At 68.1% G+C, this 16687-nt stretch carries 15 protein-coding genes and 1 pseudogene; 9 read left to right on the top strand and 7 right to left on the bottom strand.

Going from position 1 to position 16687, the window contains the following annotated elements:
• Positions 1 to 321 precede the first annotated feature (321 nt).
• The 5 genes from BJ987_RS02510 (at position 322) to BJ987_RS02490 (ending at position 6134) form a co-directional block, all read left to right on the top strand.
• Positions 322 to 1413 carry a 3-deoxy-7-phosphoheptulonate synthase gene (locus BJ987_RS02510; RefSeq protein ID WP_209884283.1) on the top strand — a complete coding sequence of 364 codons (1092 nt, stop codon included), beginning with the start codon at positions 322 to 324 and terminating at the stop codon, positions 1411 to 1413.
• Between the two features lie 198 nt (positions 1414 to 1611).
• Positions 1612 to 3270 (top strand): DNA repair helicase XPB, encoded by a 1659-nt coding sequence (locus BJ987_RS02505; protein WP_209884281.1) that lies wholly within the window; start codon positions 1612 to 1614, stop codon positions 3268 to 3270.
• A 40-nt stretch (positions 3271 to 3310) separates the two neighbouring features.
• Complete coding sequence (locus BJ987_RS02500; protein ID WP_209884279.1) at positions 3311 to 3979, top strand: DUF3239 domain-containing protein; 669 nt, start codon at positions 3311 to 3313, stop codon at positions 3977 to 3979.
• Between the two features lie 43 nt (positions 3980 to 4022).
• Positions 4023 to 4661, top strand: coding sequence for a LysE family translocator (locus BJ987_RS02495; RefSeq protein WP_209884277.1), 639 nt, complete (start codon positions 4023 to 4025; stop codon positions 4659 to 4661).
• A 78-nt stretch (positions 4662 to 4739) separates the two neighbouring features.
• Complete coding sequence (locus BJ987_RS02490) at positions 4740 to 6134, top strand: M1 family metallopeptidase (protein WP_209884275.1); 1395 nt, start codon at positions 4740 to 4742, stop codon at positions 6132 to 6134.
• Here BJ987_RS02490 and BJ987_RS02485 read toward each other — a convergent pair.
• Entirely contained in the window at positions 6131 to 6958 is an 828-nt protein-coding gene (locus BJ987_RS02485) for a hypothetical protein (RefSeq protein WP_209884274.1), read from the bottom strand. The two genes, BJ987_RS02490 and BJ987_RS02485, sit on opposite strands and share 4 nt — an antisense overlap.
• 284 nt (positions 6959 to 7242) lie before the next feature.
• Here BJ987_RS02485 and BJ987_RS02480 point away from each other — a divergent pair, with 284 nt between their 5' ends.
• Positions 7243 to 7743 (top strand): LppU/SCO3897 family protein, encoded by a 501-nt coding sequence (locus BJ987_RS02480; protein WP_209884272.1) that lies wholly within the window; start codon positions 7243 to 7245, stop codon positions 7741 to 7743.
• On the opposite strand, the gene BJ987_RS02475 is transcribed toward BJ987_RS02480, so the two are convergent.
• The gene (locus BJ987_RS02475) at positions 7740 to 10028 is read right to left on the bottom strand and encodes a helicase-associated domain-containing protein (RefSeq protein ID WP_209884270.1); all 2289 of its coding nucleotides are present in this window, start codon (positions 10026 to 10028) and stop codon (positions 7740 to 7742) included. The two genes, BJ987_RS02480 and BJ987_RS02475, sit on opposite strands and share 4 nt — an antisense overlap.
• Before the next feature lie 97 nt (positions 10029 to 10125).
• Between BJ987_RS02475 and BJ987_RS02470 the strand changes: the two genes are divergently transcribed.
• On the top strand, positions 10126 to 10314 hold the full coding sequence (locus tag BJ987_RS02470; RefSeq protein WP_209884268.1) for a hypothetical protein: 189 nt from the start codon (positions 10126 to 10128) through the stop codon (positions 10312 to 10314).
• Between the two features lie 82 nt (positions 10315 to 10396).
• Here BJ987_RS02470 and BJ987_RS02465 read toward each other — a convergent pair whose 3' ends face one another.
• Positions 10397 to 11017, bottom strand: coding sequence for a resuscitation-promoting factor Rpf1 domain-containing protein (locus BJ987_RS02465; protein ID WP_209884267.1), 621 nt, complete (start codon positions 11015 to 11017; stop codon positions 10397 to 10399).
• Between the two features lie 368 nt (positions 11018 to 11385).
• A complete protein-coding gene (locus tag BJ987_RS02460) occupies positions 11386 to 11616 on the bottom strand; it encodes a hypothetical protein (RefSeq protein ID WP_209884266.1) in 231 nt (76 codons plus the stop codon).
• Between the two features lie 156 nt (positions 11617 to 11772).
• Between BJ987_RS02460 and BJ987_RS02455 the strand changes: the two genes are divergently transcribed.
• A complete protein-coding gene (locus BJ987_RS02455; protein WP_209897748.1) occupies positions 11773 to 12198 on the top strand; it encodes a cold-shock protein in 426 nt (141 codons plus the stop codon).
• Positions 12199 to 12243: 45 nt separating this feature from the next.
• On the opposite strand, the gene BJ987_RS02450 is transcribed toward BJ987_RS02455, so the two are convergent.
• From BJ987_RS02450 to BJ987_RS02440, 3 genes are read right to left on the bottom strand one after another with little or no spacing between them, the layout of a single operon-like run.
• Positions 12244 to 12840: a DUF2771 domain-containing protein gene (locus BJ987_RS02450; RefSeq protein ID WP_307869428.1), complete on the bottom strand. Its 597-nt coding sequence runs from the start codon at positions 12838 to 12840 to the stop codon at positions 12244 to 12246.
• Positions 12833 to 14656, bottom strand: a complete 1824-nt coding sequence (locus tag BJ987_RS02445; RefSeq protein ID WP_209884264.1) for an MFS transporter — start codon at positions 14654 to 14656, stop codon at positions 12833 to 12835. Before BJ987_RS02445 ends, BJ987_RS02450 begins: the two co-directional genes overlap by 8 nt.
• 58 nt (positions 14657 to 14714) lie before the next feature.
• Positions 14715 to 15488: a glutaminyl-peptide cyclotransferase gene (locus BJ987_RS02440; RefSeq protein ID WP_209884263.1), complete on the bottom strand. Its 774-nt coding sequence runs from the start codon at positions 15486 to 15488 to the stop codon at positions 14715 to 14717.
• Positions 15489 to 15532: 44 nt separating this feature from the next.
• Here BJ987_RS02440 and BJ987_RS38180 point away from each other — a divergent pair.
• Positions 15533 to 16274, top strand: a pseudogene (locus BJ987_RS38180) (DUF3027 domain-containing protein); the annotation flags it as partial.
• Positions 16275 to 16687 lie beyond the last annotated feature (413 nt).

Genomic DNA, 16687 nt, shown 5'->3' with positions numbered 1-16687 from the left:
TCCACCTCTACCTGCGGGAATGACACGCGCGCGGGTGATGGCGCGCTCACCGCCGGACGTAGCACAACACGGAGGGCGGGAAGCTCGATAGCCTCGAGCTACCTGAAATGTGACGTTGCGCGCCTCGGGGATCGGGGCGGGTTTGTCCCTGCTACAGTCAGCGGCGTGCAGCGTGTGTATTTCTGGTTTAGCAAGCCGGCCCTGGGTGGGCCGGTCTGCGGCACCTGGCTGCGCTGACCAACCTCCACCCTCGAGCCGGATGATGACCGGCTCGACGGGTTCTCGAATTCCGTGGGTCGGCCTGATGAAAAGGAACCCACTATGACCACCGCAGTTGATGTCGATGCGCGGCATTCTGATCTGGATGACCAGCGCACCCTGTCCGTGAGCCCGTTGCGCTCGCCGGCCGAGGTGCGCCGGGTGCACCAAATCACCGATGCCCTTGCCGACACCGTGCGTGCGGGCCGGAAAGCCACCGTCGACGTGCTCAACGCGGACGACGACCGCCTGATGGTGATCGTCGGCCCGTGTTCGGTACACGATCCCGCGGCCGCGATCGAATACGCGCGTCTGCTCGCGGCGAAGGCCGCGGAGTTGAACGACCGCCTGCACGTCGTGATGCGGGTGTACTTCGAGAAGCCGCGCACCACCCTGGGCTGGAAGGGTCTGATCAACGACCCGCACCTGGACGGGTCCTTCGATGTGAACACCGGCCTCGGCATCGGCCGCAAACTGCTGGTGGACATCACCGGCCTGGGCTTGCCGGTCGCGTGTGAGTTCCTCGATCCGATCACGCCGCAGTACATCGCGGATCTCGTGTCCTACGGCGCGATCGGCGCCCGGACCGCCGCCAGCCAGGTGCACCGCCAGCTGAGCAGCGCGCTGTCGATGCCGGTCGGCATCAAGAACGGCACCGACGGCGACGTGCAGGTGGCGGTGGACGGCGTCCGCGCGGCCGCGGCCAGCCACGTCTTCCCGGGCACCGATCTCGACGGCCGCGCCGCGCTCATCCGCACGAGCGGCAACCCGGACTGCCACGTCATCCTGCGCGGCGGCAGCAACGGCACGAACTACGACGCGGCCTCCTGCGCGGAAGCCTGCTTGCGGCTGGAGAAGGCCGGTTTGGCCGAGCGCCTCGTGGTCGACGCCAGCCACGGCAACAGCAACAAAGATCACAACCGCCAGGCCGACGTGATCGCCGACATCGCGGACCGCGTGGCCACCGGGGAAAAGAACGTGGTCGGCGTCATGCTGGAAAGCTTCCTGGTGGCGGGCCGGCAGGATTTGACGCTGGGCCGCTCGGACGAGCTGACCTACGGCCAATCCATCACCGATGCCTGCATCGACTGGGAAACCACCGCCGCGCAACTGGACCGGCTCGCCGACGCCGTCCAGCGGCGTCGCGACCGCTGACCTGCTCGCACCGCTCTCCGCAGCAGCGCTGCCCGCCCGGCCGACAGCCGGGCGGGGCCGCGCGCCCCTGCGGCAATACCGCAGGTCCGGGAACAAATAGCGGTGGTCCGACGCTGAAGTAGCGGGCCCCGAGACCGCAGCCGCGGGTTGTCGGTGGGGTCGGGGAGAATGGGGCGGACCTCAACAAGGGAGAGATCTGTGACCGATGGTCCGTTGATCGTTCAGAGCGACAAGACACTGCTGCTCGAGGTCGACCACGAGTTGGCCGATGTGGCCCGGCAATCGATCGCGCCGTTCGCGGAGTTGGAGCGCGCGCCCGAGCACGTGCACACCTATCGCGTGACGCCGCTGGCGCTGTGGAATGCCCGGGCCGCGGGGCACGACGCCGAGCAGGTCGTGGACGCGCTGGTGAATTTCTCCCGGTATGCGGTGCCGCAGCCGCTGCTGGTCGACATCGTCGACACCATGGCACGGTACGGGCGGTTGCAGCTGATGAAGCACCCGGCGCACGGGCTGGTGCTGAACAGCCTGGATCGCGCGGTGCTCGAGGAAGTGCTCCGGCACAAGAAGATCGCGCCGATGCTCGGCGCCCGCATCGATGACGACACCGTGGTGGTGCATCCGTCCGAGCGTGGCCGGATCAAGCAGATGCTGTTGAAGATCGGCTGGCCCGCGGAGGATCTGGCGGGTTATGTCGACGGCGAGGCGCATCAGATCGATCTCGACTACGAGGGCGGCCACTGGGAGCTGCGCGATTACCAGAAGATGGCGGCGGATTCCTTCTGGGCCGGTGGGTCCGGTGTCGTGGTGCTGCCCTGTGGCGCCGGCAAGACGATGGTCGGCGCGGCCGCCATGGCCAAGGCCAAGGCCACCACGCTGATCCTGGTCACCAATACGGTCGCCGGGCGGCAGTGGCGGCGTGAGTTGCTGGCGCGTACCTCGCTGACCGAGGACGAGATCGGCGAATACTCCGGCGAGCGCAAGGAGATCCGACCGGTCACCATCGCCACCTATCAGGTGATCACGCGTCGCACCAAGGGCGAGTACAAGCACCTCGAGCTGTTCGACAGCCGCGATTGGGGCCTGGTCGTCTACGACGAGGTGCATCTGCTGCCCGCACCCGTCTTCCGGATGACCGCCGATCTGCAATCGCGCCGCCGGCTCGGCCTGACCGCGACGCTGGTGCGCGAGGACGGCCGCGAGGGCGATGTGTTCTCGCTGATCGGCCCGAAACGCTATGACGCCCCGTGGAAGGACATCGAGGCGCAGGGCTGGATCGCCCCGGCCGACTGTGTGGAGGTGCGCGTCACCCTCACCGATGCCGAGCGGATGTCCTATGCCACCGCCGAGCCCGAGGAACGCTACAAATTGTGTTCTACGGCACGTACGAAAATTCCGGTGGTGCAGTCCATCCTGGCCAAACACCCGGACGCGCCGACGCTGGTGATCGGCGCCTACCTCGATCAGCTGGACGAATTGGGCGTGGCGTTGAACGCGCCGGTGATTCAGGGTTCGACGAAAACCAAAGAGCGCGAAGAACTTTTCGAGGCTTTCCGGCAGGGTGAGATCCCGGTTCTGGTGGTCAGCAAGGTCGCGAATTTCTCCATCGATCTGCCCGAAGCCTCTGTGGCAGTGCAGGTTTCGGGAACCTTCGGTTCCCGCCAGGAGGAGGCGCAACGCCTCGGCCGCCTGCTGCGGCCCAAGCACGATGGTGGCCAAGCCCACTTCTATTCGGTGGTCGCGCGTGACACGCTGGACGCCGAATATGCCGCGCACCGGCAGCGTTTTCTGGCGGAACAGGGGTATGCCTATCGCATAACAGATGCCGACGACTTGCTGGGGCCGGCCATCGGATAAGTGGAGGGGTTCTCTCCGCTACGTGTGCTAGGAAGAAAACGTGCGACGCTTCGAATTCCCGGTGGACCACAGGCACGCCCATGCGGTGAACGAAGTCCTCGCCGATGTGCGCCGCCTCCGAGCTTTGGCGATCTCCGGGGCGATCGTCGCCGGGCTGATCGCCGCCTACCTGATCTGGCTGGGCCACGCCTGGTCCTATCTGCTGGCCGTCGCCTTCGTGCTCGGTGCGGTGGTGGCGCTGTGGGTGACGGTGTGGGCGCCGCGCCGGTTCAGCATCGACAAGCTCTACGCCACCGGTGATCTCGTGCCCGCGGTGGTCTCGGAGACGCACCCGGGCGGCGTGGTGCTGCTGGCGCTGGTCGACGTGGCCAAGCCCACCGCCACCGACCCGCTCTACGCACTGGTGATCCGCAAGGTGCGAGATCTGCCCGGCCACGAGAAGCGCGCGGGGGAGCGGGTGCCCTCGGTCGCGGTGCGCAGCGAGCGGGCGCCACGCCAGGTGGGCGAGCGGTGGCAGACGGTGCATCCGATGCCGATCGCCTGGGGCACCACCGACGGGACGGTCATCGATCGCGCCCGCGCCGCGATCAGCGAAACGGAATGGCGTTTGCTCACAAATAATCTCGGGCTCGCGGCGAAGGTGCGGCGGGCCTCGGCGAAGCGATTGCTGCTGGATCCGCAGCAGTTGCCGGACGACCTGGGCGCCTGAAAAAGTCGTGCACGCCGTCGGCGCGTGTGCATAGACTCGGATGATGATTCCGGTCGCAAATCTGCTGGCCTTCGCCGCCGCCGCCTTCGTCATCATTGTCGTGCCGGGTCCAGGCGTGCTGTTCGCGATCGGGCGCGCGCTCGCGCTCGGGCGGCGGGCCGCATTGCTGTCGGTCATCGGACACGCGGTGGGCGTGCTGGTTTCGCTGCTGCTGGTCGCGATCGGCCTCGGCGCCATCCTCACCGCGTCCGCGCTGGCGCTGACCATCGTGAAATTCACCGGCGCCCTGTATCTGATCTACCTGGGTGTGCAGGCGATCCGGGATCGCAAGTCCTTGCGCGACGCGCTGACTGTCTCGGCGCCGTCGGTGCAGGACAGCAAGGTCATTCGCCAGGGCGTCGTCGTCGGTCTCACCAACCCGAAGGCCGTCATCTTCTTCTCGGCGGTGCTGCCGCATTTCATCGACCCGGCGGGCGGAGCGTACGTCGCGCAGTTGCTGATCCTGGGCGGCGTCTTCTTGGCGATCGCGCTGGTGTCGGACACCGCGTGGGCCTTGGGCGCGGCGGCCGCGCGCAGCTGGTTCGCCCGCTCGCCGCGCCGGCTGGAGGCGGTCGGCGCGACCGGCGGGGCGATGATCGTAGGGCTCGGCGCGTCGGTGGCGCTCAGCGGCGCCGCCAAATAACCGACTACGATCGCCGCTGTGCCAATGCTCGCCGGCACGATCCCGAAGCCGAGGTGATCGAGAGAGGCGGTTGGTCGTATGAGGTTGTCCGGCCTGGGTTGCGTGCTGGTTGCCGGAGTCCTGATCACCGCGACACCGGCTGCGGCGCAAGCGGACCCGTTCCTCGGCGCACCGGGTCTGGGTGACCCTTACTATCCGCTCGACGGTAACGGTGGCTACGACGTCACGCATTACGACGTCGCCATCGATTACGACCCGCCGAGCCGGCACCTGACCGGACACGCGCGCGTGCAAGCGCGGGCCACGCAGGCGCTGCGCGCGTTCAACCTCGACTTCAGCGGTCCCGACGTGCGGATGGTGACGGTGAACGGCCAGCCCGCCGCGTGGGACCGCAACGGCGAGCACGAACTGACCGTCACCCCGCTGCTGCCGCTGCTGCCCGGCCTGCCGTTCGTCACCGTCATCGATTACGCGGGCCCCGCGGTGGACGCGAGGGGAGCGGGCTGGACCATCGCGCCCAGCGGCGGCGCTTTCGTTGCCGGGGAACCGCATTCGGCCGCCACCTGGTATCCGCTCAACGACACTCCCTTGGACAAGGCGACTTTCGCGCTGCACGCCACGGTGCCCGCCGAATGGGAAGTGATGTCGAACGGCCGGCGTACCCAGAACGAGGTGCGCGGCGACAAGCGCGTCGTCAGCTGGGAATCGAAGCACACCGTGCTCGGGTATCTGACTACTGTCGCCATCGACAAGTTCACCTTCCTGGAGCAGGTCCGTGCCGACGGGACACCCCTGCTCAGCGCGTTCGCGCCCGAGGCGGAAGCCAACCGGGAGCACGAGCAGCGGCTGCCCGAAATCCTCGATTTCGCCGAAAACCTCTACGGCCCGTATCCCTTCGACGCCGCGGGCGGAATCTACGTGGACGCCGATCTCGAGTTCTCGCTGGAAACCCAGACGCGCCCCATCCACGCGCCCTGGACCGATCTGCAAACCGTGGTGCACGAGATCGCGCACCAGTGGTGGGGTGACGCGGTGTCGGTGCGCCAGTGGTCCGATATCTGCCTGAACGAATGCTTCGCCAGCTACACCGCCGACTATCTGTGGCCGGAGCAGAAGGAAGGCCTCGACGTCGACGCCAAATACCGCGAGACCACCGCCAAATATCTGGCGAACCCGAAATTCTGGCAGATTCCCCTCGACAATCCCGGCGCGGGAAGGGAATTCACCTCCGTCTACTACCGTGGACCGCTGTTCCTGCACGCGCTGCGCCGCCAGATCGGTGACGAGATCTTCTTCGGCGCGGTCAAGGAATTCCTGCACCACCACGCCTACGGCAATGCCTCGATTCCGCAGTTCCGCACGTTCATCCAGTCGAAGTACGGGCCTGATCTGACGGGTTTCTTCCACGCCTGGCTCAATACCGAGGAGCCGCCGGCGGACGAGTACCTGTACCCGGGCGGGCTGCGGGTCTAGTCGACGCGTTCGCGGGCCCGCTCGACCCAGCGTTCGACCCGGTCGAGTTGGCGTTGTGCGGACCGAAGTTGTTCGTGCGCACTGCGTTCGGCGGATTTCGCGAACTGCTTCTCTTGTTCGGCGTGCTCCAGATCCGCGCGGAGCTGGTCGATCCGTGCTTCGGTGCCGGCCAGGCGCCCGGCGGCCTGATCGGTCTCCTGCTGGGCGGAATCTCGTGCCGCACGGGCGGATTCGAGCGCCGCCAGCGCGTCGTCGAGTTCCTGCTGGGCGGTGTCGGGAGCGGGTTCCTCGGCCGCCTTCTTCCGGGCGCCTTTGTGCTCGGTTCCGCCGACCGCGACCAGCGCCGGGCCTTCCGGGCCGAACCCCTCATAGGTGGCGGCGGTGGTCAGCGTCCCGGTGTGCACCTGTTCGGCCACCTCGTCGTCGGCGAGCGCCGCGTTCAAGGTCTGGCCGACTTCTCGCAGTACGGTCTCGTTGACCGGATGGCCGCGCTCGGCGGCCAGCGCACCGGCCCGCTTGGCCAAAGTATTGACGACCTGCTGTCGTTGCGTGGTGAGTGCCCGCAACTGATCGCCGGACAGTTCCCGCTGCGCCGACCGGAGCGCGGCGCCGAGTTGCAGCAGCGCGTTCACGTCCTCCGGCGCGGCGCGGGCCAGCAGGTTCACCGTCCACGCGGTGACCGTGGGCTTGCGTAGCTTGCCGATAGCTGTGGCCAGGGCCTTGTCTCCGGACTCCTTGGCCGCCGCGACCTGCGCCGTTCGCGCCGCCATGAATTCCGCGGGATCCAGCCCGTACAAGTCGCGGGCAACCTCGTCGACCGTCATACTCGCCAAGCGTAACGACCCCGCGCCGCCAAACGACAGACCCCCTGAATTGGACGATCGTCCACAAAGTGGACGACATTGTGGAAGGCACTGCTAATGAACAATTTTGGACTTCAGCTGCTCATTTCCCTACCCTCGCGCCTGCTCGCTTTCTCGCTGATGGGCATGCTCGGTCTGGGCATGCTCTGACCCGCCGATAACAGGTGCGGCCACTGCCTGCCTGCGGGTATCCTCACCGCGTTCACGATCAACGTGAACATGTTCGGTGAGAGAGGTTTTTTTCCGTGAGATTCCCAGGCGCCTTCCTGGCAGTGGCCGCAATCGCGGTCGCGGTGACCGGTTGTTCCGCGGTCGACAACGCGAGCAAGTCCGACGTCGCGAAGACCAAGGTCGGTGACTGCATCAACATCACCGACAACTCATCCAACGACACCAAGGGTGAGGCGATCGACTGCTCTTCGCCCAAGGCCGTCTACAAGGTGTTCCAGACCTTCGACAAGCAGACCTCATGCCCGACCAACGACTACACCACCTACTCCGAGCAGCGGCCCAGCGGCGGCGCCACCTACATGTGCCTCGCGCCGAACCTGAAGAAGGACGCCTGCTACAACGACGTCGGCACCTCCCCGTACAAGTGGGCCGAGTGCGGCAGCAAGGAAGCCACCATCAAGGTGGTGGAGCGGGTCGAGGGCACGACCGACGAAATGCAGTGCCCCGAAACCACGGAAACCTTCATCACCGTGCCGGACCCCAAAGCCCTGTTCTGCCTGGGCAAGCCGGTCTAAGCGTCCAGTAGAGCGACCGACGCGATCCGGTGCAGCGTGAAGTGCCGGACCGCGCCGGTCACCGGGTCGAGCGCGTCGAGTTGACCGTTGCCGACCTTCAGCGGTTCCACCACCCGCTGCGACGCCACGCCCTGCGCGTCGACGTATCCGATGTTCACCGGCCGCCGCACCCGTGCCGCCAGCTGTAGCAGCGCCAGGGTCGCGGCGGTATTGGTGCGGGTGCCGTCGGCGCGCACCGACTGACCGGATTTGGCGCTGGCCGCGCGGTCCCCGGCCCGCAGCTCCGCGACCAGCAGTTCGAGCTGCTCGGTGCTCGGCGGGGTGGGCCGGTACGGCGCACGGGCATTGGGGCGCACCGTGATTCGCGCGCCTCGCGGACGCAGATCCACGATGGCGCCGGAGGAATCCTCGCCCGCGGGCGCGAACCCGGCGGACCGGAGTTGTTCGAGCAGTTCGCCCAGCGGCGCCTGGGCGATGGCCACGGTGGGCGCGATGGCCCGCAACGCCAGCGTGGTCGCCACCGGAGCCGCGAGCACCTGGGCGAGCAGCGCCGGATCATCGCTGCGCACAAACGATTGCGCCATTCCGGCCCGCAACTGACCGTGCCGGCGCGCGACATCGTCGATCAGATAGGTCAGCGCCTGCGGGATCGGCGTGCGCGAATGCGTGCTGAACAAGGCATGCAGTTCCGCGGCGGTCATCCCGGCGTCCAGCGCGCGCCGCACGGCGGCCTCGCTGATGCGGTAAACCGTTGCCGCGCCCGCGGATTCGACGTCGGCGACGAGTGCGATCCGCTGCTGTAGCTCGGGCGTGAGCGGACCCGGCGCGACGACCGTCAGATCCGCTTGCACCAGAACGTAATCCAGTGGTTCCGGCAGCGCCGCTTCCATCTCGGCTTCGGCGTCGGCGGCACTGGTCGGCGCGCCGTGCAGCAGCGCCCGCGCCGGTGAGGCCAGCGCCCCCCGCCCGATCAAGCCCAGCTCGGCGGCTTCGCGCAGCGTGTGCTCCACCGCCTCCAACCGGAAGTGCCTGCGCCAGCGCGGTTGCCGCCAAGCCAGCAGCCGGCCGATATCGGCGGGCTCGAGCGCGGTGCCGGTCGGATACTCGGCGAGCAACGCCAGGATCGCGCGCCGGTCACGCGGCGCGTTCGGCATGCGCAGCTCGAAAGACAGTGCGGCCAAAGGCTTGTCGTTGGCGTCGCGCATGCCGATCATCCATGGCATCCGATCCAGGTCCAACCAGGCCAGTGCCAGCGCCGCCCAGCGCCGCGCGGGCGGCGAATCGAGCCAGCCGTCGGCGGCCGGTGTCGGCGCCCAGTAGTCGTCGGCGTTGTCGTAGTCGGGCGCGGGTTCCGGCAGGCCCTTCCCGACCAGTTTCGCGGCGGCGAGCAGCTCGACGAGCAGTCCGGCCCGGGTTTCGTCGACACCGGTCTGCTTGGCGACGCGCCGCAGCTCCCGTACGCCCAGCCCGCCCGCGCGCAAGGCCGGGGCCGGGCCCTGGCCGAGCGCGGCGAGAATGTCTTCGCAATGGCGCAACAGCTCGCCGACCTCACCGGCCGCGACGGCGTTCACCTCGGCGGGAGTGTGCTTGCGCAGCTCCGGCTTCGGCGGTGTGAGCGCATGGGGATGCGTGACGGGTTCGCGCCGCAGCACCTGCCCGACGGTCACCGGCAACTCCACGGTCTCGTCATCGATCCAGTGCAGGAGGCGGCGACCGAGCAGCTGCTGCACGGGACGATCGGCCGGGGTGCCGGGCGCGGCGTCCTTGGTGCGGCCCAGGGGACTGGTGGTGGCCAGCTTGTCCAGGAGGGCGCGGGCCGCGTGCGGCAGATCACGCAGGGCTTCGAGCACCTCGGGTTCGGTGAGGGCGTCCGGGATCTCGGTGGTGGACCCGATCGGCCACGGCAACGCTTCGGCCGCGGCCGGGACCAGATGCAGATCGTCACCGGCGAGCCAGACCAGCGCGCGGGCCGTCAGACGCTCCAGAGCCGTGTCCAGCGCAGCTTTGGTGACCCGGCCCTTCAATTGGGCCTGCAACGCCTTACGGGGCAGCGGAGCGGCGTTGTTCGAGGCCTTGTGCACCGCAAGGGTTTCCACGATCGCGAACTCGAGCGTGTTCAGATCGTCGGTGGCGCGCAGCACCGAGGCCCGCTGTTCGGCCCGCCCCGCGAGCACCTGCATAGACGAGGGCAGCGGCACCGCGAGGTCGGGCCGCAACTGCAGCAATGCCACGAGCTGGGCGTCGGTCCGGGCACCGAGCCACCCGGCCAAGGAGGTCGCGCTCATCCGATCCAGCGTACGGTGCTGGTTTGTTGCCCGCTGGTCCGGGAGCAACGTGCTCCTGGTCGTGCACTGGGCGGGGGCTTCCCGCTAGCATGTGGCCGTGGTGAACAAATCGAAGAAACCGTATGTCGACAATGGCTGGCCGAAGCTGGCCGAGGGTGACCACGCGGTCACCGAACTGTCGTCGACCCGTTCCGGTGGGCTTTCGCCGTTCGGCGAGGACACCGAGTTTCCGGTACCGGCCGAGCAGCTGCCGTACATGCACCCGCACACGGTGATCAACCGCTGAGCCGCCCCGGAAAGCCCGCAGTACGAACAAGGCCCCCGCATCGACAATGATGCGGGGGCCTTGTTGTATGACGAACCTCGGGTCAGGAGGGGAGCAGCCCCTTGTTCGCCTCGTAGAAGTTCACGATGGCCGGATCGAGTTTGGTCCCGTTGCCCTTGGCCGCGTTGAAGAAATCCAGCGCGGGCTGTGGGATCTGCACGCCCTGCTGCTGCACCAGCGCGACGGCGCGGTCGACAGCCTGGTAGATCTCCTGGTGGGTGTCCGCGACCTGGGCCTGGGTGGGCGCGTTCCACTTCGGGGTGGAGGGCTCGGAGGGCACGTCGCGCGGCGTCGGTGCGCTGCGCAGGCCCAGCGAGGAGGAGCAGGAGGGCCAGGCGCCCCAGCCCTGGGAGGCGAGAACCTTCTCGGCGACGGCGATCTGCTGTTCGCGGCTGGCCTGGTAAGCGGTGGGCGCGTATTCCTTGCCACCGTGGGCATTCCAGGTGCTCGGGGAGAACTGCAGTCCGCCGTGGAAACCGTTGCCGGTGTTGATTCCCCAGTTGCCGCCGGCTTCGCACTGTGCGAGGCGATCCCAGTCGGAGTCGGGTGCCGCGCTGGCGTTTCCGGCCAGGGCCACACCGGCGGTGCCGAAGATGGCGCCGGTGACGGCGACCTTGGCTACGGTGCGACCGGTGGAGGTCGGCTTGCGATGGCGTCCACTCATATCCGGTGTCTTCCTCTCGTCCGCACCTGCGAGATATCGCTCGGAAACGGACTGAGAGGTCGTCCGTCCCGCCCTCACCCCTGATCCAGTCGGGGTCCGGTACCCGCGGGGTGAGGCTCGGTGCGGCGGGCCGGTGGTGCCGGGCTGTCCCGGCTGAAATAGACGGTACGACGATCCCGGCGAAAAATCACTATTTGATAACCGGCGTGTGTGTGCATATGTCATCGCCGTTTGCGATGGCGCGAAAGTGCTTCTGCGCAGCTAGAAGACGCTCGGATCGCCTTGTAACGGCCCGATGCCTGCCCGTGACCGCTCCGTTATGTGATCAGGATCACATCTTGGATTCGGTAACGACAGGGCCGGGTAACTCACCGGGCACGCCGCCCGGACCACAGCGCGTACCCCAGGCCGAGAATGAAGCCGAGCGGAGCGAGCATCGCGGCGAGGTACAGCCAGAGTCCGGGCGAGCTGTCGCTGACAATCGGGGTCAGGAAGATGGCGACGACCGCCAGCAACCCGAGCGCGAACAATACGAGCGCCAGGCGCAGAAACCAGTCGCTGGGCCGGCGCGGCGGGTGCGGTGCGGAGGGGTTCGTCACCGGTCGACCGTAAAACTGGTGTGCCCGGGCTGATGCCACCGGGGTAGACTCGACGGCAATCGCGTCCTGCAGGCTTGTGGGGCGCGTTCTTTTCGCAAGCAGAAAATTTGCTCGGGCCGTTGGGTTCCGAGTGTCGATGATGAACGGGTGAGCGCAGTGCCGACCGGCAGGGTGAAGTGGTACGACGTCGAAAAGGGCTTCGGCTTCCTTTCCCAGGATGAGGGGGAGGACGTCTATGTCCGGAGCTCGGCGTTGCCGCAGGGCATCGAATCCCTCAAGCCGGGGCAGCGCGTCGAATTCGGAATGGCCGCGGGTCGCCGCGGGCCGCAGGCGCTGAGCCTGAAGCTGCTGGAGGCACCGCCGTCGGTGGGCCGCGGGCAGGACCGCGAGCGCGGCGCGCACAAGGATCCCGCCACGCCGCGCCGCACGGCCGACGAACTGCACGGGATGGTCGAAGACATGATCACCCTGCTGGAGACGAAGGTGCAGCCGGACCTGCGTAAGGGGAAGTACCCGGATCGCAAGATGGCGCAGCGTATTTCGGAGGTCGTCCGGGCGGTCGCGCGCGAGCTGGACCACTAGGTCCCCGAAACGAAAAGGAGCCCATCCGCGGATGGGCTCCTTTTGCTATGCCTGAGCGGTACTGATGGACCACGCGGCGTGCGGTACCCAGCCTTCGCGACCGGACTCGTCCCGTGCCAGGATCGGCAGCTGGACTTCCACGCCGACCAACCGCAGCTCCGGAAGCGGCCGCGAATCGATGGTGATGGCCCGCGCGCCCTCCGGGTATTCGTCGCGCCACTTCTCCTCGATCACGATCTGCCCGTCCTCCCGGACGTACACCAGCGTCGCCAGCCACGGCGCGTTCACTATCTGGCTCGGCAACGACACCTGCAACGGGTAGCCGGGCGGCACTTCGAGCGAAGTGGTCCGGCCCCGCTGGCAGTCGGATTCCTTACAGGGCAGACCATCGAAGACCGAACCCGCGGCGTCGGCCGGGTTCTGCGGCAGCACGCGGCAGTCACGCATGGTGACCGAGCAGTAGGCGAAGGGCGTGACATCGACGGTCTGCCCGTGCGCGTAGGCGGTGAGCTCGGGCGCATGCCACGGCGCGTTGCGGACGGCGTTGAACACCACGGCTCCCGCCACGCCGACGACAACCAGGGTGGCCACCGCGAGCAGGGCGATGATGGTGCGGCCGCTGAGCTTGCGTCGCTCACTCACTGAGGGGTTCTCCAGTCGGTCGGGGGATGAATGTCGTTGTGCCGGGCACTTTCTGCTCGACATGCTGCGGCCGGTTGCCCGTCATGAAAGGCAGCAGCGAATGGCCGCGATAGCTGAGGTAGGTCTGGGCCAGGCCCAGCACGAGTATCACCGAAACGACGGCGAAACCCTTCCACCACTCGGTCGGCATCAGCACACCGGCCGAGCCGCCGATCACCCAGGACAACTGCAGCACGGTCTCGGACCGGCCGAAACCGGAAGCGATCGACTCCGGTGGCAGGTCATCCTGGATCGCCGCGTCCAGCGACACCTTCGCCAGGGCGCTCGCACCGGAGGCGACCAGCGTCGCGACGGCCGCGCCCAGCAGGTTGTCGGCGAGGACCGCGAAAACGGCGACCAGCGTGCAAGCCGCGGTGCAGCCCACCACGATCAGCGACGGGCGGCCGAGCTCGAGGCGCGCGCCGGTGGCGTTGCCGGTGAAATTGCCGATCGCCGCGGCCGCGCCGACGATGACCAGCATCATCGCCTGCTGCGTCGGCCGGTGCTCGGTGGCCTTGGCGACGAAGGCCACATAGAAGGTGAGGAAACCGGTCAGCACGCGGATCGCGCTGTTGCCCCACAATCCGGTGACCACGGCGCGGCCCAGCGGCTGCCGGCGGCGGCGCGCCGGAATATCGGGCGGCACCTCACGGATGACTTCCGTGCGGGCTTCTTCGCCGTGATAACTCAGGGTCGCGGGCACTTCGCCCTCGGTGACCTCGACCCAGCGCGGAATGCGCAGGCTCAGATAGGCGCCGGCCAGCGCGATCAGCACGGCCAGGATCAGCGCGCCGTTGGACCCGGCGATATAAGCGGCGAGCGCGGCCACCGCGCCCGCGCCGATCGTGCCGCCGACCAGTCCGAAAACCGTGAGCCGGGAATTCGTGCGGACCAGATCGATCTCCGGTGGCAGCACGCGCGGCGTCACCGCGCTCTTGAGCACCGAGAACGATTTACTGCCGATCATCATGCACAACGCGAGCGGATAGAGCGCGATGTTGTCGAACTGGAAGATCAGGATCACCGCGACCGCCGCACGGATCCCGAACGACGTCGCCAGCGCCAATCTCCGGCCACGTTGCAACCGGTCCAGCAGCGGGCCGATCAGCGGAGCGATCACCGCGAACGGGGCGATGGTGATCAGCAGATACAGCGCGACCTTCGATTTGCTCTCCGCTGTCGCGCTGGCGAAGAACAGCGTGTTGGCCAGCGCCACCGCGATCGCCGCGTCCAAGGCGAAGTTCGTCATGGTCGCGTAGGTCAGCGCGGTGAGACCGGACTTGTCGGCACCGTCCGCCTTCGCGGCGCGCTGGAAGGTGGCTATGCCCTTCTCGGTCAGCTCACGACCGCGCATGACGGCTACCCGGGTGACGGTCAGTTTGCGTGGCACGCGTTGCCGGCCTGGTTCGGCGTGCGGGATCTGCTGAGTCGGATCCGGAATCTGCTGGGTCGGATCTGGGGTGTGTCGGGTCTGACCTGGGGTGTGCCGAGTCGGATCCGGGGTGTGCCGGGTCGGATCCGGTTGTGGTGCTTGGTTACCGCGGTGTGGTGCTCCGGGCGGCGGCGGCGCCTGGTGGTAGGGCCGCGTTTCCGGCTGCGGCGGCTTCGGCCGGTTCGGGAAGACTCGGCGCGGGCCGCGGTGTTCGGAACCCAGCGGTGGCAGCGGGCGGGTCGGCGGCGGATAACTGGTGAACCCGGGATGCCGGTGGACCGGTGGTTGTTCCACGCCATCCCAGGAACCACGGTCAGGACCGGTGGGATCACGAGGAGTCGTCACACGTTCAATTCTGACTGATCGGAAACCGCGCGGTACCCAGGCCGTCCGGTTCGATGCCTCACACCGGGACGAAGCGCACCTCGAAGATCGTCGGCCAGTACTTGCCGGTGACCAGGAACCGATCGGTGCCGGGCAGGTGAGCGATGCCGTTGAGCACGTCGGTACGGGCCCGTTCGGCGGGCGTGAGCAGCCCGCGCGCGTCGATCACCCCGAGGACACGCCCGGACTCGGGATCGATGCGGAGGATCCGATCGGTCGGATAGTCGTTGGCGTAGACCGAACCGTCGGGCGCGCAGTCCAGCTCGTTCAGGTGTGCGCCGCGGTAGCCGTCGAGGGCGACGGTGCCGGTGACGGCGAAGCTGATCGGATCGCGGAAGGTCAGCGTCGCGGTGCCGTCGCTCATCACCAACCGCTCGCCACGGGTGCACAGACCCCAGCCCTCGCCGTCGTATCGCGCCTGACCGCGCACCGCGAGACTGGCCGGGTCGCGGGCGTAGGCCACGTTGTCCTTCCAGGTCAACTGCCACAGCGTGGCGCCGGCCCGGGTGATGCCCTCGCCGAAGAAGTCGCCGGGCACCTGTGCGCGCGCCAATTCAGCGCCGGTGGCGAGATCGCTGGCGCGCACCCACGACGCGCCCGTCAACCCGGTGCTTTCGTACAGCACTCCGTCGGATATCTCGAGCCCCTGGGTGAAGGCTCGCGGGTCGTGCGGGCGGGTGCCGACGACCTCGATTCGAAGCTCTGGGGGAGCATCGTCGGCACCGGTGCAACCGCTCGCCGTGAGCAGGCAGAAAAGAACAGCCATGGCCAACGAACGCGGATTGCGTTCCATACGGCAAAATGTAGGCCGTGAGCGCAGTTAGTGTTTCCAGGGGGATGGCAGCCGACGGAGTCGGCGGGGTGGGAACAGCGCCGTCCGATGTAAGGCCTTTGCTGGCCGACGCCGTGGACGTGGCCCGCCGCGCGCTCCTGGAGTTGGAACCCTCGGCGGTCGGCACCCACCTCGGCGTGTCCGCCGAGGACGAGAGTGCGGCGACACACCGTTTCGAGGCCACCCTGCCCGGCTATCGCGGCTGGCAGTGGGCTGTCGTGGTGGCGGCGCCACCGGGTGCGGACCGGGTGACGGTCAGCGAGTCGGCCCTGCTACCCGGACCGGAAGCCCTGGTCGCCCCCGAATTCGTGCCGTGGGAGCAGCGGGTCCGCCCCGGCGATCTCGCTCCGGGCGATCTGCTCGCCCCGCCCGCCGACGATCCACGGCTGGTGCCCGGCTACGTCGCGACCGGCGACCCGGTGGTCGACGAGGTCGCCTACGAGGTCGGCCTCGGCCGCAGCAAGGTGCTCAGCCTGGAAGGCCGCGCCGAAGCCGCCGACCGCTGGTACGCCGAATTCGGTCCCGACACCGACATGGCCAAGGCGGCCCCGTCGACCTGCGGCCTGTGCGGTTTCTATCTGCCCCTGGCCGGCGCCCTCCGCGCCGCCTTCGGCGTCTGCGCGAACGCGATGGGCGCCGACGGACGCGTCGTCCACGCCGAATACGGCTGCGGCGCCCACTCCGACGTCGAAGCCCCCACCGGCGGCGGCTCCCCCCTATACGAAGCCTTCGACGACGCGGCCTTCGACGTGATCCCGGCCGAGGCGCTGCGGAAGCCGGAGCAAGCCCCCGACAGTTCCGCCGACGCGGAGGAGCAGACAGCCCACGCGGCGACCGGATCCGAGTCCGGTGAGCCTGATGCCGAAGCGTCGGCGTCCGAATCCGCGGCGCCTGCTGAGACTGTCGCCGAGACGTCGGCGACTACGACGACCGAACCAGAATCCGGAGTGCCCGCTGGGGTGGCAGAGTCGGCCGCTGCCGAAGCGGCCGCAGCGTCGCGCGTGGAGGCTGTTGCTGCAGCAGGGGCCGAGGGTGGCGGATCGAATAGCGTTGCTGAGCCGGGTGTCGAAGCGGTGGCGTCGGTCGGGCTTGCAGCTGAGGGCGTGGCCGGGTCTGGCGCGGAGATTGCAGCCGCGTCCGCTGACGAGGCCGGTGTGGAG

The sequence above is a fragment of the Nocardia goodfellowii genome (genome assembly GCF_017875645.1).
Lineage (GTDB): Bacteria > Actinomycetota > Actinomycetes > Mycobacteriales > Mycobacteriaceae > Nocardia > Nocardia goodfellowii.
This window is presented reverse-complemented; position numbering and strand designations above follow the sequence as displayed.